The organism is Mycolicibacterium sp. XJ662 (genome assembly GCF_053484035.1).
This window is the reverse complement of the sequence record NZ_JBEFTL010000002.1, coordinates 316,010-337,542: the sequence shown is the minus strand read 5'-3', so window position 1 is coordinate 337,542 and position 21,533 is coordinate 316,010. Positions and strand designations below refer to the sequence as shown.

16 protein-coding genes are annotated in these 21,533 nt (G+C 67.7%); 10 read left to right on the top strand and 6 right to left on the bottom strand.

The window, feature by feature from the left end; genetic code table 11:
- Positions 1-49: 49 nt before the first annotated feature.
- Positions 50-709, top strand: coding sequence for a phosphate signaling complex protein PhoU (phoU, locus tag ABQE93_RS08895; protein WP_448406903.1), 660 nt, complete (start codon positions 50-52; stop codon positions 707-709).
- On the opposite strand, the gene ABQE93_RS08890 is transcribed toward phoU, so the two are convergent.
- Positions 706-3,063 (bottom strand): glycoside hydrolase family 65 protein, encoded by a 2,358-nt coding sequence (locus ABQE93_RS08890; protein WP_448406904.1) that lies wholly within the window; start codon positions 3,061-3,063, stop codon positions 706-708. The two genes, phoU and ABQE93_RS08890, sit on opposite strands and share 4 nt — an antisense overlap.
- Entirely contained in the window at positions 3,060-3,848 is a 789-nt protein-coding gene (locus tag ABQE93_RS08885; RefSeq protein ID WP_448406905.1) for a beta-phosphoglucomutase family hydrolase, read from the bottom strand. Before ABQE93_RS08885 ends, ABQE93_RS08890 begins: the two co-directional genes overlap by 4 nt.
- 66 nt (positions 3,849-3,914) lie before the next feature.
- On the opposite strand from ABQE93_RS08885, the gene guaA reads away from it, so the two are divergent.
- From guaA to ABQE93_RS08870, 3 genes are all read left to right on the top strand, one after another.
- Positions 3,915-5,474, top strand: a complete 1,560-nt coding sequence (gene guaA, locus ABQE93_RS08880; protein ID WP_448406906.1) for a glutamine-hydrolyzing GMP synthase — start codon at positions 3,915-3,917, stop codon at positions 5,472-5,474.
- Positions 5,475-5,818: 344 nt separating this feature from the next.
- Positions 5,819-6,502: a DnaE2-dependent mutagenesis accessory factor ImuA' gene (locus ABQE93_RS08875; protein ID WP_448406907.1), complete on the top strand. Its 684-nt coding sequence runs from the start codon at positions 5,819-5,821 to the stop codon at positions 6,500-6,502.
- 30 nt (positions 6,503-6,532) lie between these two features.
- A complete protein-coding gene (locus tag ABQE93_RS08870) occupies positions 6,533-8,077 on the top strand; it encodes a DNA polymerase Y family protein (RefSeq protein WP_448407279.1) in 1,545 nt (514 codons plus the stop codon).
- Here ABQE93_RS08870 and ABQE93_RS08865 read toward each other — a convergent pair.
- Both ABQE93_RS08865 and ABQE93_RS08860 read right to left on the bottom strand, forming a co-directional pair.
- Positions 8,068-9,039, bottom strand: coding sequence for a nucleoside hydrolase (locus ABQE93_RS08865; protein ID WP_448406908.1), 972 nt, complete (start codon positions 9,037-9,039; stop codon positions 8,068-8,070). The two genes, ABQE93_RS08870 and ABQE93_RS08865, sit on opposite strands and share 10 nt — an antisense overlap.
- A gap of 24 nt (positions 9,040-9,063) precedes the next feature.
- Positions 9,064-11,073 carry an SDR family oxidoreductase gene (locus ABQE93_RS08860; RefSeq protein WP_448406909.1) on the bottom strand — a complete coding sequence of 670 codons (2,010 nt, stop codon included), beginning with the start codon at positions 11,071-11,073 and terminating at the stop codon, positions 9,064-9,066.
- 54 nt (positions 11,074-11,127) lie between these two features.
- Between ABQE93_RS08860 and ABQE93_RS08855 the strand changes: the two genes are divergently transcribed.
- The 5 genes from ABQE93_RS08855 to ABQE93_RS08835 all read left to right on the top strand — a co-directional run bounded on the left by ABQE93_RS08855 (position 11,128) and on the right by ABQE93_RS08835 (position 17,727).
- Complete coding sequence (locus ABQE93_RS08855; RefSeq protein ID WP_448406910.1) at positions 11,128-11,997, top strand: MaoC family dehydratase; 870 nt, start codon at positions 11,128-11,130, stop codon at positions 11,995-11,997.
- Between the two features lie 67 nt (positions 11,998-12,064).
- Positions 12,065-12,952 carry a universal stress protein gene (locus ABQE93_RS08850; RefSeq protein ID WP_448406911.1) on the top strand — a complete coding sequence of 296 codons (888 nt, stop codon included), beginning with the start codon at positions 12,065-12,067 and terminating at the stop codon, positions 12,950-12,952.
- 84 nt (positions 12,953-13,036) lie between these two features.
- Positions 13,037-13,564, top strand: coding sequence for a MarR family winged helix-turn-helix transcriptional regulator (locus ABQE93_RS08845; protein WP_448406912.1), 528 nt, complete (start codon positions 13,037-13,039; stop codon positions 13,562-13,564).
- Entirely contained in the window at positions 13,561-14,400 is an 840-nt protein-coding gene (locus tag ABQE93_RS08840) for a GRP family sugar transporter (RefSeq protein ID WP_448406913.1), read from the top strand. Before ABQE93_RS08845 ends, ABQE93_RS08840 begins: the two co-directional genes overlap by 4 nt.
- A gap of 30 nt (positions 14,401-14,430) precedes the next feature.
- On the top strand, positions 14,431-17,727 hold the full coding sequence (locus tag ABQE93_RS08835; protein WP_448406914.1) for an error-prone DNA polymerase: 3,297 nt from the start codon (positions 14,431-14,433) through the stop codon (positions 17,725-17,727).
- On the opposite strand, the gene ABQE93_RS08830 is transcribed toward ABQE93_RS08835, so the two are convergent.
- The gene (locus tag ABQE93_RS08830) at positions 17,724-19,709 is read right to left on the bottom strand and encodes a cellulase family glycosylhydrolase (RefSeq protein ID WP_448406915.1); all 1,986 of its coding nucleotides are present in this window, start codon (positions 19,707-19,709) and stop codon (positions 17,724-17,726) included. The two genes, ABQE93_RS08835 and ABQE93_RS08830, sit on opposite strands and share 4 nt — an antisense overlap.
- A gap of 521 nt (positions 19,710-20,230) precedes the next feature.
- Between ABQE93_RS08830 and ABQE93_RS08825 the strand changes: the two genes are divergently transcribed.
- On the top strand, positions 20,231-20,890 hold the full coding sequence (locus ABQE93_RS08825) for a nitroreductase family protein (protein WP_448406916.1): 660 nt from the start codon (positions 20,231-20,233) through the stop codon (positions 20,888-20,890).
- Here ABQE93_RS08825 and ABQE93_RS08820 read toward each other — a convergent pair whose 3' ends face one another.
- A complete protein-coding gene (locus ABQE93_RS08820) occupies positions 20,891-21,355 on the bottom strand; it encodes a tRNA (cytidine(34)-2'-O)-methyltransferase (protein WP_448406917.1) in 465 nt (154 codons plus the stop codon).
- Between the last annotated feature and the right edge of the window lie 178 nt (positions 21,356-21,533).

Sequence of the window (21,533 nt, the reverse complement as noted above, 5' to 3'; positions counted from 1 at the left end):
GCAGTGGCCCATCGGGAACCCCCGGACTCGACGCAGGAAGGTTCCGGTCATGCGAACCGCATACCACGAGCAGTTGTCGGCGCTGTGCGCACAGTTGGGCGAGATGTGCGGGCTGACCGCCGCCGCGATGGAACGCGCGACGCAGGCGCTGCTGGACGCCGACCTGACGCTGGCCGAGCAGGTGATCACCGAACACGAGCACATTGCGCTGCTCAACCGCCGGGCCGAGGAGATGGCGATCAGGCTGCTCGCGCTACAGCAGCCCGTGGCGGGTGACCTGCGCACCATCGTCGGCTCGATCCGCATCAGCGCCGACATCGAGCGGATGGGCGCGCTCGCGGTGCACGTGGCCAACATCGCGCGCCTGCGCCATCCGGAATGCGCGCTGCCCGACGACGTGCGCGCCAGCTTCACCGAGATGGGCTCCCGCGCAGTGCAGTTGGCCAAAACCGCGCAGGAGGTGCTGATCTCACCGGATCCCCACAAGGCCGCCCAGTTGCACCACGACGATGACGTGGTGGACGACGAGCACCGTCGGCTGTTCACGCTGCTGCTCGACCACAAATGGCAGGGCGGTGTCTGCTCGGCCGTCGACGTGGCGCTGCTCGGGCGCTATTACGAGCGCTTCGCCGACCACGCGGTAGAGATCGGGCGTCGGGTCATCTTCGAGGCCACAGGCGGGCTGCCGCTGAGCAAGCAGTTGGTTTAGCCAGGTTGCTCGTGGCGCAACGGCGCCCGCCCCGGTGGCTGTTGCGGCGGCGGCAGCAGCGGACGGACGGGTTTGACCGCGACGGTCGTGGGGTTCTGGGTCTTGAGCTCGAGATCCTCACCGGCGTGGCGGATCGTCAGCGACGAGTCGGGACCGTCGCGAAGGGTGTACGTGACGTTTTCGTGGTTGACGTCGACGGTGAGCCGAAAGTTCTTCCACAGCAACCGGAACTTCAGGCGCGACAGTGTCTTGGGCAGTTGCGGGTTGAGCACCAGGACGTCTTCGTCGTCGCGAAGTCCGCCGAAGCCTGCCACCAACGCCGACCATGCACCGGCGAGTGAGGCCATGTGCAGGCCGTCGCGGGTGTTGTGGTGCAGGTTGCGCAGATCGATCATCGCGGCTTCGTAGGCGTAGTCGTGGGCCAGCTCGAGATGCCCGACAGCCGCGCACATCACCGCCTGCGTGCACGCCGACAGCGACGAGTCGCGGGTGGTGCGCCGCTCGTAGTAGTCGACGTTGCGGGCCATCTGCTCGGGGGTGAAAGCGTGGCTCTCCCAATGCATCGCCAACACCAGGTCGGCCTGTTTGATGACTTGCTGGGGGTAGAGCCGCACGTAGGGCTCGTGCAGCAACAGGGGATAGGCGGTGTTGGCCTCGAAATCCCACTCCCGCAACGTCGTGAACCCATCGCACTGGGGATGGACGCCGAGTTCCTCGTCGTACGGGATGTGAACGGTCGCCGCGGCGTGGCGCCACGCGGCGATCTCCTCGGCGGTGACGTCCATGGCGTTCGCCTCGTCGGGGTGCCGAAGGCAGGCAGCTGCGGCCGCACGCAGGTTGCGCGCCGCCATCAGGTTGGTGAACACGTTGTCGCGCACCACCGCGGTGTATTCGTCGGGGCCGGTGACGCCGTCGATGTGCCACACCCCGTGCCGGTCATGCTGGCCCAGCGAGTGCCACATCCTCGCGGTCTCGACCAGTACCTTCAGCCCGCATTCGATATCCAGTGAATCATCGCCTGTTACAACGCGATAGCGTTCGAATGCCATGGCGATAGCGGCGTTGACGTGGAAGGCCGCGGTGCCTGCGGGCCAGTACCCCGAGCACTCCTCACCCCGGATGGTCCGCCACGGGTAGGCGGCACCTTCGAGATCGAGTAACTCGGCACGCTCTTTGGCCATATCCAAAGTGGAGGCGCGCCACCGCAGCGCGTCGGCGGCGGCATAGGGTGCGGTGTAGGTGAGCAGTGGTAGCACGAAACCTTCGGTGTCCCAGAACGCGTGGCCGTCGTAGCCGGTGCCCGTCAAGCCCTTGCCCGGAATCGCGCGGCGCTCGGCTCGTGCGCTTGCCTGAAGCACGTGGAACAACGCGAAGCGCACGGCCTGCTGGATGTGGGGGTCGCCTTCGACCTCGACGTCGGCGGAGTCCCAGAAGTCATCGAGATAGGCCCGCTGTGAATCCAGAAGGCCTTGCCAGCCGGTGTATTCGGCGCCGCTGAGCGCGCCTGCGACCTGGTCGCGCAATGCCGGACGGGAACGCAGGCTCGACCACGCGTAGCCCAGATACTTGCGGATACGCAGCCGTTGCCCGGGCCGCAGCCCGCAGATGACCGTGGTGCGGGCCCAATCTTCGGCGGTATCGGTTTTCGCCTCGACGCGGCCGGGCACGTCGATTTCGTGGTCCATCGCGGCGGCCATCATCAACTGGCTGCCGCGCGTGCGGTGGATGAGAATTGCGCCGTCGCCGGTGCTTTCCTGATGCACCGGCTCCAGCGGGTGGTCGAGAACGGCCGACACCCGCGGGTCACCAGACGTAGGTGGCTGGTCTTCGTTGGCCACGAGTTCGGACTGGACGGTGATCCGGGCGAACTGTTCGACCGCCTCCACGATGTACTCGATCGCCGCGACGCCGCGCTGGTCGAGCGAGACCAGCCGCGTCGAAACGATTTTCACCTGTTTGCCTGCGGGGGAGCGCCACTGCACATTTCGGGTCAGCGTGCCGGCGCGCATATCCAACACACGCTCGTGCTCGAGCAGGTCGCCGTAGCGGACGTCGAACGGTTCGTCGTCGACAAGCAGGCGCAAGAGCTTGCCGTTGGTGACGTTGAGGACCGTCTGGCCGGCTTCCGGATAGCCGTAGCCCGCCTCGGCGTACGGCAGCGGACGAACCTCGTAGAACGAGTTCAGGTAGGTGCCGGGCAGGCTGTGCGGTTCGCCTTCGTCGAGGTTGGCGCGCATGCCGATGTGACCGTTGGACAGGGCGAATATTGACTCGGATTCATCCAGAATCGCTAGATCAAGCGATGTTTCGCGGATGTGCCACGGCTCTACCGGGTAAAGCTCGTCGGTGATCATTGCGTCAAGAGCTCCATCAGGTCGGCCACGACGATATCGGCGCCGTTGTGGCGCAGAGCCTCCGCATGTCCGACGCGGTCCACCCCGACCACGTAGCCGAAGTTACCAGCACGCCCGGCCGCCACCCCGGCCAGTGCGTCTTCGAAAACCGCGCCGTGGGCGGGCTCGATGCCGAGCAGTTGTGCGGCCCGCAGAAACGAATCCGGTGCGGGCTTGCCGGCGATGTTCTCCTCGCGCAGCACGACGCCGTCCACCCGGTGCTGGACGAACCTGTCCAGGCCCGTCACCTCGAGCACCTCACGGGTGTTGGCGCTGGAGGAGACCACCGCGACGCCGAGACCCGCGTCGGCCACGGCCTCGAGGTAACGTCGCGAGCCGTCGAACACCGTGACCCCGTCGGCGCGCATCACCCGGTGAAACATCTGGTTCTTGCGGTTGCCGAGGCCGAACACCGTCTCGGCGTCGGTGTCGTCGTCAGGGTGCCCATCGGGTAGTTCGATGCCGCGGCTGGCCAAAAAGGAGCGCACCCCGTCCTCACGCTTCTTACCGTCGACGTACTGCAGGTAGTCGGCGCCCACGTCGAACGGCACGAACGGTTCGCCGGTGCGTTGCGCATGTGCTCGAAGGAAGTCGTCGAACATGGCTTGCCAGGCCTTGGTGTGCACGCTGGCGGTGTCGGTCAGGACACCGTCCAGGTCGAACAGGCACGCGCGGATGTGTTTCGGCAGACCAGGCACGGTGCTCCTCGCTTCGAGCTTGCGGTCGTCGGACGGGTCATCGGCCATTGTCTGTCACCATTCCCGCTTTTGTGGCTCAGGTAACGAGCCGATGGTGCCAACTAGACTGACCGGGTGACATCGACATCGCCCAGACCCGTGTTGGTGGTCGACTTCGGCGCGCAGTACGCGCAGCTGATCGCGCGACGGATCCGCGAGGCGCGGGTGTACTCCGAGGTGATCCCGCACACCGCCAGCGTCGAAGAGATCGTGGCCCGCGACCCGCAGGCCATCGTGCTGTCGGGCGGGCCGGCCAGCGTGTACGCCGACGAGGCCCCGCAGCTCAACCCGGCCGTGTTCGACCTGGACGTGCCGATATTCGGCATCTGCTACGGCTTCCAGGCGATGGCCCAGACACTGGGCGGAACGGTGACCGAGACCGGCACCCGCGAGTACGGCCGCACTGAGCTCAAAGTCACAGGGGGACAACTTCATTCCGATCTGCCCACGACCCAGCCGGTGTGGATGAGCCACGGGGACGCGGTCACCGAGGCCCCCGAGGGGTTCGACGTGGTGGCGGTCAGCGCGGGTTCGCCGGTCGCGGCTTTCGAGAACCGGGAGCGTCGGCTGGCCGGTGTGCAGTACCACCCCGAGGTGATGCATTCGCCGCATGGCCAGCAGGTGCTGAGCCGGTTCCTGTATGAGTTCGCGGGTATCAGCGCGACGTGGACCGCCGCCAGCATCGCCGATGCCCTCGTCAGTGAGGTGCGCAACCAGATCGGCAACGGGCACGCGATCTGCGGGCTGTCCGGTGGCGTGGATTCGGCGGTGGCCGCAGCGCTGGTGCAGCGCGCGATCGGTGACCAGTTGACGTGTGTGTTCGTCGACCACGGTCTGTTGCGCGCTGGCGAACGCGCCCAGGTGCAACGCGATTTCGTCGCCGCGACCGGCGCCAAACTCGTCACCGTCGACGCCGAGAAACGGTTTCTCGATGCGCTATCCGGGGTGACGAACCCCGAGGGCAAGCGCAAGATCATCGGGCGCGAGTTCATCCGCGCATTCGAAGGTGCGGTGCGAGATACGTTGGGCGCCAACGACGGTGACGTCGAGTTTTTGGTGCAGGGCACGCTGTATCCCGATGTGGTGGAGTCCGGCGGCGGAACCGGCGCGGCCAACATCAAGAGCCACCACAATGTCGGTGGACTGCCCGCCGACCTGAAGTTCAAGCTGGTCGAACCGCTGCGGCTGCTGTTCAAAGACGAGGTCCGCGCGGTGGGACGTGAACTCGGACTGCCCGAGGAAATCGTTGCGCGCCAACCGTTCCCGGGGCCGGGGTTGGCCATCCGGATCGTCGGCGAAGTCACCGCGGACCGGTTGGACACGTTGCGGCGCGCCGACGCGATCGCCCGCGAGGAACTGACCTCGGCCGGTCTGGATCACCAGATCTGGCAGTGCCCGGTGGTGCTGCTGGCCGACGTCCGGTCGGTGGGTGTGCAGGGCGACGGCCGCACCTACGGCCATCCGATCGTGTTGCGTCCGGTGTCCAGTGAGGATGCGATGACCGCGGACTGGACCCGGGTGCCCTACGAAGTGCTGGAACGCATCTCCACCCGCATCACCAACGAGGTGGCCGAGGTCAACCGCGTGGTGCTCGACGTCACGAGCAAGCCGCCGGGCACCATCGAGTGGGAGTAGCCTGTTGCAGTCATTGATCTTTAGTGGTCACGCGACTTGCACGTAAATTCTGCCGAGTGTGCGGTTTCATGCGCGACACGCCGGGCCGACCGTATGAAACCGCACAATCGAGGCTGCCCAGTTCGGTCGGAACCCACGACCAGGACATTTGCCACATTTTCGAGAGAGTCGCAGAAGGCCCTTTTTCTGGCTGCAAATGGGACCTTCTGCGTCCCCCTACCTTCGGTGTGGGCCCAGCTCGCGCTCAAAAGTGCGCTTGACGGTGTCGGTGGGGAAGTGTTTACTGACGGTATCGAACATACATTCGAATAACCGATGGTTCAGATGATGCAGGAGGTGCTGCTGTGACAGCGGCCATGGACCTGGATCAGCGCCAGCTTACCCGCGCTGAACAGGTGGAACACCTGCGTCGCAGGATAGCGGCGGTCTCCGGGAAGGTGGGCGTCGGGCGCAGGGGCGCCGCACCGTCGGTCGACCCCTTGCCGACCTCGGAATCTTTGCTGCCGGTACCCGAATCCCATGCAGAACTCCTATCGGAGCCGTTGCCGCGCGGAACGGTGGCGGTGGTGTCGGGGGCCCGCTCCCTCCCGCTGAGCATGGTGGCGGCGGTGACGGCCGACGGGGGGCATGCCGCGATCGTCGGACAGCCCGATGTCGGCCTGCTGGCGGCCGTGGAGATGGGAGCCGATCTGAGCAGGATCGCCGTCATCCCCGAACCGGGGGCCGACCCGGTCGAGGTGGCCGCGGTGCTGATGGACGGGATGGATCTGGTGGTGCTCGGTCTGGGCGGCCGCACGGTGCCGGCCACCAGGGCGCGGGCGGTGGTGGCCCGGGCCCGGCAGAAGGGCTGCACGCTGCTGGTCACCAACGGCGACTGGCAGGGCGCATCCACCCGGCTGGACGCCCGGGTCTGCGGTTATGAGATCACCGGTCACGGCCGGCCGGGCTTTGGCCGCATCGGTCGGGTGCGGCTGGCCATGCGGGCCAGGGGCCGGTTCACCGGTTCCGTTCGTGCCGCGGGCGGATGAGTGTCCACGCGCGTCCTGGCCATCTGGTGCATGGACTGGCCCGCGGTGGCAGCGGCTGCCGCGGCCGGCCTACCGGCCACGGCTCCGATCGCGGTGACGTTGGCCAACCGGGTCATCGCGTGTTCGGCGGCGGCCCGGTCGGCCGGTGTGCGACGTGGGCTGCGGCGCCGGGAGTCGCAGGCGCGTTGCCCGGAACTGCATGTGGTCACCGCCGATCCGGCGCGCGACGCCCGCCATTTCGAGGGCGTCACGGCCGCGGTGGACGACCTGGTGCCGCGGGCCGAGGTGCTGCGCCCCGGGCTGCTGGTACTGCCGGTGCGCGGTGCGGCCCGTTACTTCGGCTCTGAGGAAGCCGTCGCGCAGCGGTTGATCGACGCGGTGGCCGCGGCCGGTGCCGAATGCCAGGTCGGCATCGCCGATCGGCTGCCCACCGCGGTCTTCGCCGCGCGGGCGGGCCGGATCGTGGCACCCGGCGAGGATGCGCGGTTTCTGTCACCGCTGTCGATTCGGCAGCTGGCCGCCGAGCCCAGCCTGGCCGGCCCCGACCGGCAGTACCTAGCGGATCTGTTGTGGCGCATGGGGATCCGCAGCATCGGGCAGTTCGCGGCGCTGTCGCGCAGCGACGTCGCCTCCCGGTTCGGCGCCGACGGGGTGGTGGCCCACCGGTTCGCGCGCGGAGAGCCCACCCGTGGGCCGTCGGGCAGAGAACCCGAGGCCGAACTCGACGCCGTCATGAACTGCGACCCGCCCATCGACCGCGTCGACGCCGCGGCGTTCGCCGGGCGGTCGCTGGCCAGCAGCCTGCATCGAAGCCTGGAGTCCTCCGGGGTGGGATGCACCCGGCTGGCCATCCACGCCGTCACCGCCAACGGTGAAGAGCTCGAACGGGTTTGGCGCTGCGCCGAGCCGCTGACCGAGGACGCCACCGCCGACCGGGTGCGCTGGCAGCTCGACGGCTGGTTGAACAAACGCAACCCCGACGACCGGCCCACCGCACCCGTCACGATGATCCGGCTGCGGCCGGTCGAGGTGGTTTCGGCCGAGGCGCTGCAGCTTCCGCTGTGGGGACCCCCAGCGAAGATGACCGACAGTGCCTATCGCGCATTGGTGCGGGTGCAGGGGCTGCTCGGACCCGAGGCAGTGCAGATGCCCATACTGTCCGGTGGCCGAGGACCTGCCGAGCGCATCACGTTCACGCCGCTGGGGGACGAACCGGTGCCGAAGGCCGATCCCCGCCAGCCGTGGCCGGGGCAGCTGCCCGAGCCGTCGCCGACGGTGCTGCTCGACGATCCGGTCGAGTTGTTCGACGCCGAGGGAAATCCGGTGCGGGTGACCGGTCGTGGCCTGTTCTCCACCGACCCGTCGCGGCTGGTTGCGCCCGGCAAGGCGGGTCGCGACGCCCGGTTGGCCTGGTGGGCCGGTCCGTGGTCCGTCGACGAGCGGTGGTGGGATCCCCAGCGGGCCAAGGTGGGTCGGACGGCGCGCGCGCAGGTGCTGCTCGACACCGAGCCAGCGCAGGCCCTGCTGCTGTGTTACCGGCAGCGACGCTGGTATCTCGAGGGCATCTACGAGTAGTCCAGTCGCTTGACGAAGGTGCCCACGCGTCCGAGGAACCGGTCGAAGAACGCCGCGGGATCGACGTCAACACCGATGAGCGCGTTGGGTTCCCGGCCCCACCGGTGGCTCCAGTCCGCGATCGTCATCCCCCGGGTGAGGGTGCCCGTCAGCTCGACGTCGACGGTCGTGGGCCGGCACCGGACCAGATCGGGGTCCAGCGCCACCGCCGCGGCCAACGGGTCGTGCAGGTGCGCGAGATAGCCCTCACCCTGGGCGGCATGGAACTCGAAGTAGAACCGCATCGCGTCTTCGAGCACCGTGACCAACGGGTGCTCCACCGCGGCCCTCAACCTGCCCAACAGCTCGGGTGTCAACACGATGTTCTCGGTGAGGTTGAGCCCCAACACAATCGGGAGATGCCCGACGTCCGGCCCCCACCCGGCGAGCACTTCGGCTGCGGCTTCGGGGTCCACGCTGATGTTCCACTCGGCCACCGGCGTGGTGTTGCCGCGGTAGTCGAACGCGCCGCCCATGATCACCAGTCGGCGCAGCAGTCGCGGCAGCGCAGGCTCACGGCGCAGCGCCAGCGCCAGGTTCGTCAACGGGCCGGTGGCCACCCCGATCAGCTCACCGGGATACGCGTGTGCGGCGCGCACCCAGGCCTCTGCGGCGTCGTAGTCGGTGAGCGTGCGGGCCGTCGACGGCAACTGCGCATATCCCATGCCTTCGGGACCGTGCGTGTCCTCCGCGGTGCGCAGCGGTGCGCTGACCGGGCACTCGCTGCCCTTGGACACCGGGACGTCGACCCCGCACAACTCGAGCAGCGCCAGGTTGTTGCGGCAAACCTGTTGGACCGGAACGTTTCCGGCGGTGGAGGCGATGCCGACGACATCGGCTTCCGCACTGGCGAACAGATACACCAACGCCATCGCGTCGTCGACACCGGTGTCCACGTCGATGAAGACGGGATACGCAGTCACGCTGCCAACGATAGGTCGACGCGGCTACCAGTGCACACCGGGGACCAAGCGCACCGCGCGCTTGATCGGCCGGGGCACCCGCAGCGACACCGGCGGCTCCGCCCGACGTTGCGGGCGCCGCGGCGGGGACGACGGGTCCTGCGCCACACCGCGGGCCGCCGCCGAATCGGGATAGCCGAGGTAGAGCTGATGCAGCAGGCGCCGGGACAGCTTCGGGGTCAGGTAGTGGCCGAAGTCGGCGAACGTGCCCAGCGGGGTGTCGATGCGGGCCGGCTTGTCCACCAGGCCGCGCACCACCATCGCCGCAGCATGTTCGGCGCTGATCGCGGGCACCGGGTTGAGGCGCCGCGACGGCACGATCATCGGCGTGCGGACCAGCGGCATGTGGATGGTGGTGAACGTGATGTGATCCGAAAGCGTCTCGGAAGCCACCACATCGGCGAACGCATCCAACGCGGCCTTGGTCGGCAGATAACTGCTGTACTTCGGATTGCGTGCCTGCACACCGGCGCTCGACACGTTCACCACGTGACCGAACCGGCGCTCGCGCCAATGCGGCAACAACGCCAACACCATCCGCACCGCGCCGAAGTAGTTGACAGCCATCACCCGCTCGTAGTCGTGCAGCCGGTCGGTGGAGGCGACCACCGAGCGCCGGATCGACCGGCCCGCATTGTTGACCAGGTAGTCGACGTGGTTGAACCGGCCCAGAATGTCTTTGACCGTGTGCTCCACCGACGTCGAATCGGTGACGTCACATGTGAACGCATGCGCCTGACCGCCACCCGCGCGGATCTCGGCGACCAGATCGTCGAGTGCATCGGCGTTGCGCGCCAACGCGAACACCGTCGCGCCCCGTTCGGCGACCGCGATGGCCGACGCGCGGCCGATGCCGCTGGAGGCGCCCGTGATCAGCACGTGCCTGCCGACCAGCGGTCCCGCCGGGTCGTCGCGGCGGGCCCGGTCGGGATCGAGGTGCTCGGCCCAGTAGCGCCACAGCCGTGGCGCGTACGACGCGAACTCCGGTGCGGCGATCCCGTTGCCGCGCAGCGCCTCTGCGGTGTGGTGGGCGGTGAACGTCGGCACCAGATCGACGACGTCGAGGATCTCGGCCGGGATGCCGAGCTGGGTGACCGCCATGTTGCGCAACACCTTGGCGCGCCCGGTGGCGCGCAGGAACGGCGTCGCCGTGGCTGACGGCAGCGACCCACGCAGCGGCGGTAACCCCGCCTCTTGGGCGACCCCGCGGTAAATACCGCGCAGCCCAATGGTTTTAGCGGCGGTGAGGTGAAACGTCTGCCCGTCGCGGCCGTCGCTGTGCATCAGCGCCACCAACGCGTCGACCACGAAGTCGACGGGCACGATGTTGGTGCGCCCGGTGTCGGGCAGCACGATCGGCGTCAACGACGGCAGCCGGGCGAGTTTGGCCAGCAGCCCGAAGAAGTAATAGGGCCCGTCGACCTTGTCCATCTCGCCGGTGCGCGAGTCACCCACCACGACCCCCGGCCGGTACACGCGGTAGCGCAGCCCCGGCGCCGACCGCACCAGCAGCTCCGCCTCGAACTTGGTCTGGTGATACGCGGTCGGCAGGTCCTGGCCGAGATCGAAGTCGCCCTCGGTGAACTCACCGCGGTGCCGTCCCGCCACCGCGATCGAGGACACGTGGTGCAGCGTGGCGTCGAGCCGGGCGGCCAACTCGATGACCGCCCGGGTGCCCTCCACGTTGGCGCCGCGCTGGACGGCATCGGAAGCGGTGATGTCGTAGACCGCGCCGCAATGCACGATGTGGTCGACGGCGCCGAGTTCGTCGACCGCCTCGTCGGTGAGCCCGAGCATCGGTGCGGCCAAGTCGCCGACCAGGGGTTTGGCCCGCTCGCCCCACGTCGCGGCCAGCTGTTCGAACCGCGACAGCGACTCCCGCCGCACGAGGACCGACACTTGGGTCTCGCCACCGCCGTCGTCGTTGCCGGCCAGGAGCTGCGACACCACCCGCCGCCCGATAAACCCAGTACCGCCGGTAACGACATAATGCATGCGAGCATCGTCACCCCTGCGGGGACGAACGTCAATGCACGCTATCGTCCGTCTATGCCACTCGATCCCAATGCCATCGGCGTCAAGACCGAACCCCAACTGTTCGAATGGACCGACCGCGACACCATGCTGTACGCGCTCGGCGTCGGCGCGGGAACCTCAGATCTGGCGTTCACGACCGAGAACAGCCACGAGATTCCGCAGCAGGTGCTGCCCACCTACGCGGTGATCGCCTGCACGCCGTTCGCCGCGGCCGCCAAGATCGGCAGCTTCAACTTCGCGATGCTGCTGCACGGCTCGCAGGCCATCCGGCTCTACGAACCGCTGCCGCCGTCGGGCAAGCTCAGCGTCGTCGCCGAGGTCGCCGACATACAGGACAAGGGCGAGGGCAAGAACGCCGTCGTCATGTTCAAGGCCACCGGCACCGACCCCGACACCTCGAAGGTGGTGGCCGAGTCGATGGCCACCGCCGTGATCCGCGGCGAGGGCGGGTTCGGCGGGCAGCCCGGTCAGCGCCCCGCGGCACCGGAAATCCCTGACCGCGAACCGGATTCGAAGATCGCGTTGCCGACCCGCGAGGACCAGGCGCTGATCTATCGGCTTTCCGGTGACCGCAACCCGCTGCACAGCGACCCGTGGTTCGCCCGCGAGCTGGCCGGCTTCCCCAAGCCGATCCTGCACGGGCTGTGCACCTACGGGGTGGCCGGGCGGGCATTGGTCGCCGAACTCGGCGGCAACGACGCGACGAAGGTCAACGCGATCTCGGCCCGGTTCACCTCGCCGGTGTTTCCCGGCGAGACGCTGACGACGTCGATCTGGCGCACCGAACCGGGCCACGCGGTGTTTCGCACCGAGGCGGCCAACCCCGACGGGTCGGATGCCCGGCTGGTGCTCGAGGACGGCGCCGTCGAGTACAGCGACTGACGCCGATCTTCGACCGAATCGAGTCGAACCGCCGGTATCTCGGGCCGCCGGTTGACAGGATGGCGCGGTGAGGATCGTCGTCGGTTATCTGGCCACCCCCGGTGGCGCAGACGCGGTGGCGCTGGGCGTTCGGCTGGCCCGGACGCTCGGCGCGGAACTCGACCTGTGCCTGGTCCTGCCGACCGACCGGGTGCCGCCGTCGTATGCGCCGGTCGGCGATTACCGCGAACACCTGACCGCCCAAGCCGAGGAGTGGCTCGCCGCCGCACGCGAGTCGGTGCCCGACGACGTCGCAGTGGCCAGCCGGGTCGCGTTCGACGACTCCTCGACCGACGCGCTGATCAAGGAGGCGGCGCGGGCGCAGGCCGACCTCATCGTCGTCGGCGGCGCGGGCGGCGGCCTGGCGGGAAGCTACTCGCTGGGATCGGTGGTCAACGGACTGCTGCACTCGGCTCCGGTTCCCGTGGCGGTCGCGCCACGCGGTACGCGGCACTCCTCGGCAGAACGGGTGCGTGAGGTGACGTGCGCGATCGGCGAACGTGCCGGAGCAGACCTGTTGCTGGAAACCGCGGTGCGGTTCAGTCGCGCGGCCGACGCCCCGCTGAGGCTGGTGTCGCTGGTGGCTCTCGACCCGGTCTTCGGGGTGCTGCGCGGCGACGACGCGGCCGTTCGCGAGCGTGCGCTGGCGCACGCCCGGCACACCCACGACACCGCGAAACTTCGCCTGCCCGAGGGCTTTCCCGTGACGTCGACGATCGTGGAGGGCCGTTCTATCGAGGAGGCGGTGGGCAAGCTGGACTGGCGCGACGGCGATCTGATAATGGTGGGATCGAGCAGGCTCGGCGCGCCGAGGCGCCTGTTTTTAGGGTCGACGGCGGCCAAGATGCTGCGAGTACTGGACGTGCCGATGATGGTGGTGCCCAGAGATCAGCTCGACGCAGAGGACTTGCCGTGAACGCAAACCGTTACAGGCCATTCCTGCGGCGTCCATTTTGATGGATCGGCGTTAATCGAGCCCAACCATGGGTATGCATGACTCATGCATGAGACCCGCGTCGCGAACCTGCTGGGTGCGGCGGCGCTGGCCATCAACGATCAGCTGGTGGGGTCGGTCACCGGCCGGGCGGGGCTGAGCCCGAGCGCAGTGGCGGCGGTGGTGGTGCTGCGCGAGCTCGGCCCGATGGGCGTCTCCCGCCTGGGCGAGTGTGTGGGCGTGACGCAGTCGGCGGCCACCCGTCTGGTCGACGCGTTGGAACGCGCGGGGCTGAGCCGCCGTGCGGCACCGACACACCGAGAGCGGCTGGTCGAGCTCACCCCGGCGGGAAGCGAGGTCGCACAAGGCGTTCTCGATGAGCGGGCCCGGCGGTTGACCGAGTTGATCGCCACGCTCGGCGGCGACGAGATCACCGCGCTGGAACAGGCGTTGACCAAGCTGCTGCGCGGGTTGTACGGGTTCGTGCCCAACAGCGCGCTGCTGTGCCGGTACTGCGATCGCCAGGCGTGCACCACGGGCGCCGTGTGTCCGGTCGGGCAGGCCGAACGCGATCAGCAGCGGGTGCCGCCGTGACGGGCTGGCTTTTCGCGCTGGGTTCGGCGCTGTTCTACGGCACATCAGACTTCGTCGGCGGGCTGGCGTCGCGTCGCGCGCACTACGTGGTCGTCGCGCTGCTGGGCCAACTGGCCGGTCTGGTGGTGGCCGGAATCGCGGCCGCCGTCGTGCTCGCGCCGGCGCCGACGGCTGCCGATCTGTGGTGGGGAGTGCTCTCCGGTGTCGGCACCGCTGCCGGGATGGTCTTTCTGTTCCGCGGCATGAGCCACGGCGCGATGTCGGTGGTCGTGCCGACCAGCGCGGTCACCGGTATCGCGTTGTCGGCGTTGGCCAGCGTCGTGCTCGGCGGCGAGCGCCCGTCGCTGCTGGCGTGGGTCGGTATCGCGATCGCGGTGCCCGCGTTGTGGTGGGTCTCGAGCGGTCGGCAGGAAACGACGGCCGCGCACTCCGGCGGTGCGGGCGACGGGTTGTTGGCCGGGGTGGGAATCGCCGTGCAATACCTGGCGCTCGCCCAAGCGTCACCGGCGTCCGGGCTGTGGCCGGTCGCCACCGGGCGCGTCGGCGCGCTGTGCGTGCTCGGCGCGGCGCTGGCGTTCGTCGGGCGGCAGGCGCTTCGCGTGTCGCGCAGCCCGTTCGCGCTGGCCTTGGCCTCCGGCGCCCTGGCCGCCGCGGCGTTGATTTCGTACTTTCTGGCCACCCAGCATCAGATCGTGGCGATCGCGGTGGCGTTGGCGTCGCTGTACCCGGTGATTCCGGTGCTGCTGGGCATCCTGGTGCTGCACGAACGCCTCACCCGACGCCAGACAATCGGCCTGCTGGCCGCCGGCGCGGCGACGCTGCTGATGGCCGGCTGATATCGAACATCAGTTCGATACACTGGCGGGGTGGGTTGGCATACCGGGCCGCCGAGCTGGACCGAAATGCAGCGGGTGCTGAACGGCAAACCGCGCCGTTCCGGCTGGCCGATCGACGAGCAGCAGGTCGGTGACGGCGGCGACAGCCCCGCCTGGTCGCGCAAGCGCGCCGCCTACCAGGCCGAAGACATCGACCGGCCGCCCACCTCGACGCCGTATGCCGAGTTGCACGCCCATTCGGCGTACAGCTTCCTCGACGGCGCCAGCACGCCGGAGGAACTCGTTGAAGAGGCCGTCCGCCTGGATCTGCGCGCGATCGCGCTGACCGACCACGACGGGCTCTACGGTGTGGTGCGCTTCGCCGAGGCCGCCAAGGAACTGGACATGTCGACGGTGTTCGGCGCGGAGCTCTCGCTCGGGGGAGGCAACCGCACCGAAGACCCCGATCCGCCGGGCCCGCATCTGCTGGTGCTGGCCCGCGGCCCGGAAGGCTACCGGCGACTGTCGCGCGAACTCGCCAAGGCGCATCTGGCCGGAGGGGAGAAGGGCAAGCTGCGCTACGACTACGACGCGCTGACCGAAGCGGCAGGTGGGCACTGGCACATCCTCACCGGGTGCCGTAAAGGCCATGTGCGCCAAGCGCTTCGCACGGGTGGCCCGGAGGCGGCCGCCGATGCGCTCGCCGATCTGGTGGACCGGTTCGGGCAGAGGCGGGTCAGCGTCGAGCTCACCCACCACGGTGACCCCGTCGACGACGAACGCAACGCGACGCTGGCCGAGTTGGCGCCGCGCTTCGGTGTCGGTGTCGTCGCCACCACCGGTGCGCACTTCGCCGAACCGTCGCGTGGCCGGCTGGCGATGGCGATGGGTGCGATCCGGGCCCGGCACTCGATGGATGAGGCCGCCGGTTACCTTGCGCCGCTGGGTGGTTCGCATCTGCGGTCGGGGGAGGAGATGGCCCGGCTGTTCGCGGGCTGTCCGCAAGTGGTGACGGCGGCGGCCGACCTCGGCGAGCAGTGCGCGTTCGAGCTGGCGCTGATCGCCCCGCAGTTGCCGCCGTTCGACGTTCCACCCGGGCACAGCGAGGACAGCTGGCTGCGGCATCTGGTGATGGCCGGCGCGCGTAACCGGTACGGTTCGCCGGAGCGGGCGCCGCGGGCCTACGCCCAGATCGAACACGAACTGAAAACCATTGCGCAGCTGAAGTTCCCGGGCTACTTTCTGGTGGTACACGACATCACCCGGTTCTGCCAGGAAAACAACATCCTGGCCCAAGGCCGCGGGTCGGCGGCCAACTCGGCGGTCTGCTACGCGCTCGGGGTCACCAACGTCGACCCCGTCGCCAACGAGTTGTTGTTCGAGCGGTTCCTGTCCCCGGCGCGCGATGGTCCGCCCGACATCGACATCGACATCGAATCGGACCTGCGGGAGAAGGCGATCCAGTATGTCTACGACCGCTACGGCCGCGACTACGCCGCGCAGGTGGCCAACGTCATCACCTACCGCGGCCGCAGCGCGGTGCGCGACATGGCGCGTGCGCTGGGGTTCTCCCAGGGCCAGCAGGACGCGTGGAGCAAGCAGATCAGCCGGTGGAACGGCGCGGCCGACTCACCAGATGTCGAAGACATTCCGGCGCCGGTGGTCGACCTGGCCCAGCAGATCTCCAACCTGCCGCGGCACATGGGCATCCACTCCGGGGGCATGGTGATCTGTGACCGGCCTATTGCCGACGTGTGCCCGGTGGAGTGGGCGCGAATGGAGAACCGCAGCGTCCTGCAATGGGATAAAGACGACTGTGCGGCCATCGGTTTGGTGAAGTTCGACCTGCTGGGGCTCGGGATGCTCTCTGCGCTGCACTACTGCATCGACCTGGTGCGCGAGCACAAGGGCATCGAGGTGGACCTGGCGCGCCTGGACCTCTCGGAGCCTGCGGTCTACGAGATGCTGCAACGCGCGGATTCGGTCGGGGTGTTCCAGGTGGAGTCGCGGGCGCAGATGGCCACGCTGCCCCGGTTGAAGCCGCGGGTGTTCTACGACCTGGTGGTCGAGGTGGCGCTGATCCGCCCCGGACCGATCCAGGGCGGCTCGGTGCACCCGTTCATCAAGCGACGCAACGGTATCGAGCCGGTCACCTACGAGCATCCGTCGATGGAAGCCGCATTGCGAAAGACGTTGGGTGTCCCGCTGTTTCAGGAACAGCTCATGCAGTTGGCAGTGGACTGCGCGGGTTTCTCCGCGGCCGAAGCCGATCAGTTGCGCCGGGCGATGGGGTCCAAACGCTCCACGGAGCGGATGCGCCGACTGCGGGACAGGTTCTACGACGGGATGCGCCAACGGCACGGCATCACCGGCGACGTGGCCGACCGGATCTACGAGAAGCTGGAAGCCTTCGCCAACTTCGGCTTCCCGGAAAGCCATTCGCTGTCGTTCGCATCGCTGGTGTTCTATTCGTCGTGGTTCAAGCTGCACCACCCGGCGGCGTTCTGCGCGGCCCTGCTCCGCGCGCAGCCGATGGGCTTCTACTCACCGCAGTCACTGGTCGCCGACGCCCGCAGGCACGGGGTCCCCGTGCACGGCCCTGACGTCAATGCCAGCCTCGCGCACGCCACGCTTGAGAACGACGGCACCGAGGTGCGGCTCGGCCTCGGTGCCGTCCGCCACATCGGCGACGAGCTGGCCGAGCGGATGGTCGAGGAGCGAAAGGCCAACGGGGCCTTCGCGTCCCTGCTTGATCTGACCCAGCGGGTGCAGCTGTCGGTTCCGCAGACCGAGGCGTTGGCCACCGCCGGTGCGCTGGGTTGCTTCGGTATCACGCGGCGCGAAGGGCTGTGGGCGGCCGGTGCCGCCGCCAGAGAACGTCCCGACCGGCTGCCCGGAGTGGGTTCGTCGTTGGCCACCCCCGCGCTGCCCGGCATGACCGAACTGGAACTGGCCGCCGCCGACGTATGGGCCACCGGCGTCTCACCGGACAGCTTTCCCACCCAGTTCCTGCGCGAGGATCTCGACGCGCTCGGCGTCGTTGCGGCAGACAGGCTGTTGGAGGTTCCCGACGGCACCCGAGTGCTGGTGGCCGGGGCAGTGACGCATCGCCAGCGGCCCGCGACGGCGCAGGGAGTCACCTTCCTCAACCTCGAGGACGAGACAGGGATGGTCAACATCCTGTGCTCGCCAGGGGTTTGGGCACGCCACCGCAAGCTGGCGCAGACGGCTGCCGCCCTGCTGATTCGTGGGCAGGTGCAGAACGCCACCGGCGCAGTCACCGTCGTCGCTGACCGGATGGGCCAGCTCACGATGGCGGTCGGCTCGCGAAGCCGCGATTTTCGCTAGCCCGCCTCCGATCCCGACTCCGGCCCACCCCTCGAAGAGCCGTCGTCGTCGCCCATGTCATCGGCCCCCACCGAATCGTCTGCATCCTGCGAATCATCGGAGTCCGTGTCGTCAGAGCCGTCCGGCCCCACCTGCCCGGGCTTGGCCACCAGACCGGTGCGCACCGGTTCACGCGAGTCATCCTCGACCGCCTCTTCGGCGGCGTCCTCGTCCGTCTCGACCTGTGCTTCGACCTCGACCTCTTCGGTCTCTTCGGTCTCGACCTCTTCGGTCTCTTCGGTCTCGACGTCAGGGTCGACGGTCTCGGGCTCGTCGGCGGGAACCTGCTCCTCCGTGGTCTCCGTCTCCTCCTCGGTGACCACATCTTCGACCGTGGTCTCTTCCTCGGTCTCGGCGGACTCGGTCGGCTCGGTCGACGTATCCTCGGCGGTGTCGTCGGACGAAACCGTCTGTGCGGTCGAGCCTTCCGACTCATCGGTGTCTTCGTCAGCGGCCGACGAAGTGCGGAACGACATGGCTGCCGAATCGACGCCCGCAGCGACCTCGCTTTGCACCTCCGCCGGCAGCGACGTGTCAGCGGCGCCGGTGGGCCGGAAGATGTTCGCGATCGCCTGGGCAATGGAGTTCACGAACGCGGATACGGCGTTGACCAAACCCTGTACCGCGTTGGCGATCACCTGGAAGAACGCCTGCAGCGCTTGAGCGACCTGCTCACCCAGGTTCGGAACACCCGGATCGTCGGGCTCCACCGGTTCTTCCGGTTCCTCCGGCTCCTGGTTCTCCTCGATGAAGTCCTTGATCACCTGCGCCGCCAGCTTCGCGGTCCAGTCGACGTTGAAGATGCCCAGCGACGTGCCCGGCGTCAGCACGCCGCCGACCAGGCGGTCACGCAACGTGTAGATGAACGACGGACCCGTATAGGAGGTGCCGTCGGCGTCCTTGAGGTCCTTCCACGCGTTGAGGAAGTCCTCGATGAACGCTGCCTGATGCTCTTCGGTCACCCCGTTGTCGCCGAAGGTCGGCAGCCCGTACTCGGTGGCCCAGATCTTCAGCGCCTCATCGCCGTTGTCGAGCATCAGCTGCCTGATCTCGATCACCTGCTCGAGCGGGGCACGCCAGAAGTCGTTCTTGACGCCTTCGGAGAACTTCAGCGTGTAGTGGTACGGATGAAACGACAGGGCATCGAAGTAGCCCTTGGCCCCGCTGGCGTACATCGTCTCGACGAACGTCACCGGATCCAACGTCAGAGGGCTGCTGAACACCGCGCCCAGCACACCGGCCACGACGAGCGGATCGTTGGGGTCGTCGCCGTTGGCGTCCTTGATCGCGGTGTAGGCGGCCTGCAACATCTCGGTGTAGGCGGCCGGATCGATGGTCGGCGCCCATGCCCGCACGTAGTTCGGTTCGTTCCAGATCTCGTATGCCGCGATCTTCTCGCCGTAACGGGTTGCGACCCGGCCTGCGTACTCCCCGAACAGGTCCGGGTGCGGAGGCTCCTCGAACCCGATCAGCGACCAGTCCGTGTTCGGGTCGACCCCGGCCCAGTCCGGTCCGTGGGCGAGCACCGCGACGATCGCCATGTCGCGGTCGGCCGCGGCGTTGATGATGTAGTCGCTTCGGGCCCAGGCGGCCTCCTCAACCCCCGGGGGAAACGTTCCCGGCCGGAACGGTTCGTTGCCACGCCACGGCAGCACGACGCGCACGGTGTTCACGCCGAGCGCCTGCATCTCGTCCAGGTGCCGGTTGACCGCGGCGGTATCGAGCTTGCCGTCCGGCGTCGACAGCGCCCACAGGTCAGAGTCGGCGATACCGACCGTCGTGCCGGACTCCACGATGCCCGCCGTCAGGACGTAGTCGAGCGCGACCCGGTCGATACGCGGTTTCTGTACGGTCGGCGCTGCGGTGAGCATGACCGCCAACGGAACCATCGCGATCACGGTCGCGACGGCACCTGCCCGCAGCCAAGAACGTAGACCCCTCATCACTTACCCCCTCAGTCCCGGACCACGAGCCACGGTGACGTCTTGATCAAGAAATTAACGCATTAGCCAGATTGTTTGTATGCAAAACCGAAAATTGACCTCCCCATGCACTCTAGCTACCCATAAGTGCAGTTATAAAACAACCGTCGAAACTTTGCTGTGATCGGCAAATGTGTACAAAATTGACGCTTTAGCAAAGAGTTGAACGTAAGCCCTGTTATGCAGGATGTCCTGCTCAATCACCGCTAATCCGCTGGTGGAAGACCCGTACGCTGCGAATGGTCGCTATGGGACACAAGCAGAAGTTGCACATACTCGTCGCTTCTGGCGAATTCAGCAACGCCATTCGATCGAGGTAAGTGAGCGTTTCTCGGCGATCGGCGGTGATAGCGAGCGAATACCTAATTCAAGATCAGCCGCCGGCCGGAGTCTTCCATACCTCGAAGCTGGTGGCGTATTCGCGGTAGGTGTCTTCTGCGCGTAATCCGACTTGCAACGGCGTCGAATGTAATGTCAGCCAGATGACGGCCCACGAGAGTCTGAACCTTTCCTTCGACGATGTCGTGACCACGACTCGCTCGGTGCGCAAGCGTCTCGACTTCGACAAACCGGTGCCGCGCGAGGTGCTGCTGGAGTGCCTGGAACTGGCCGTTCAGGCGCCGACGGGCTCCAATGCGCAGGGCTGGCAATGGGTTTTCGTCGAGGATGAACAGAAGAAGAAGGCGCTCGCCGACATCTACCGCACCAACTTCACGTGGTACCGCAACCAGACCCCGCCGGAGTACGCCGACGGCGACAGCCGTGCTGCGCAACGCGAACGCGAGGTGTCGTCGGCGAGTTACCTGGCCGAGCACATGCACAGGGCGCCATGGCTTTTGGTGCCGTGCCTCGAGGGCCGACCCGATGGCGCACCCGCCGGTGTCAGCGCCGGCTTCTGGGGTTCGCTGCTGCCTGCGGTCTGGAGCTACATGCTGGCGTTGCGCTCACGCGGGCTGGGCTCGGCGTACACCACGTTGCATCTCGTCGGCGACGGCGAGAAGCAGGCCGCCGAAGTGCTCGGCATCCCGTTCGACAAGTACAGCCAAGGTGGGCTGTTTCCGATCGCCTACACCAAGGGCACCGATTTCCGCGCCGCCAAGCGCCTTCCGGTCGAGCAGGTCGTGCACTTCGACGGGTGGTGATCAGTCGGTGCCGGCGAACCCGTGTTGGCGCCACGCCTCGTAGTTGGCGACCGCGGCGGCGTTCGACAGGTTCAGCGACCGCCGCCCGGCCAGCATCGGGATACGCACCTGGGCGGTGATGTGTGCATCGGCCAGCGTCGCGGCGTCAAGGCCGCTGGGCTCGGGCCCGAACATCAACACATCCGTCGGCCGATAGGACACGTCGGTGAACGACGTCGCGGCGTGCGCGGTGAAGGCGAACACGCGCGCGGGCATCAGCGCGGCCCAGGCCGCGGTCAGGTCGTGGTGCACGGTGACCGATGCCAGGTCGTGGTAGTCCAGGCCCGCACGTCGCAGCTTCGGTTCGGACAGGTCGAACCCCAGCGGCTCCACCAGATGCAGTTCGGACCCGGTGGCGGCCACCATCCGGATCGCGTTACCGGTGTTCGGCGCGATGCGCGGGGACAAGAACAACAGCCGGAACATTCCACACATCTGAGCGCCGAAACTGAAGTCGTGCAGGAGAATCGGCGAATTTTCCTGTACGACTTCAGTTTCGAGCCATTTGCTCTGCTACCACGAGGAGCGTGAACGCCGCGAGCCGCAACTCTGTCTGTTCAGTAAGAATTGTGGAAACCGCAGCGCATCGCTGTCATACTCGACC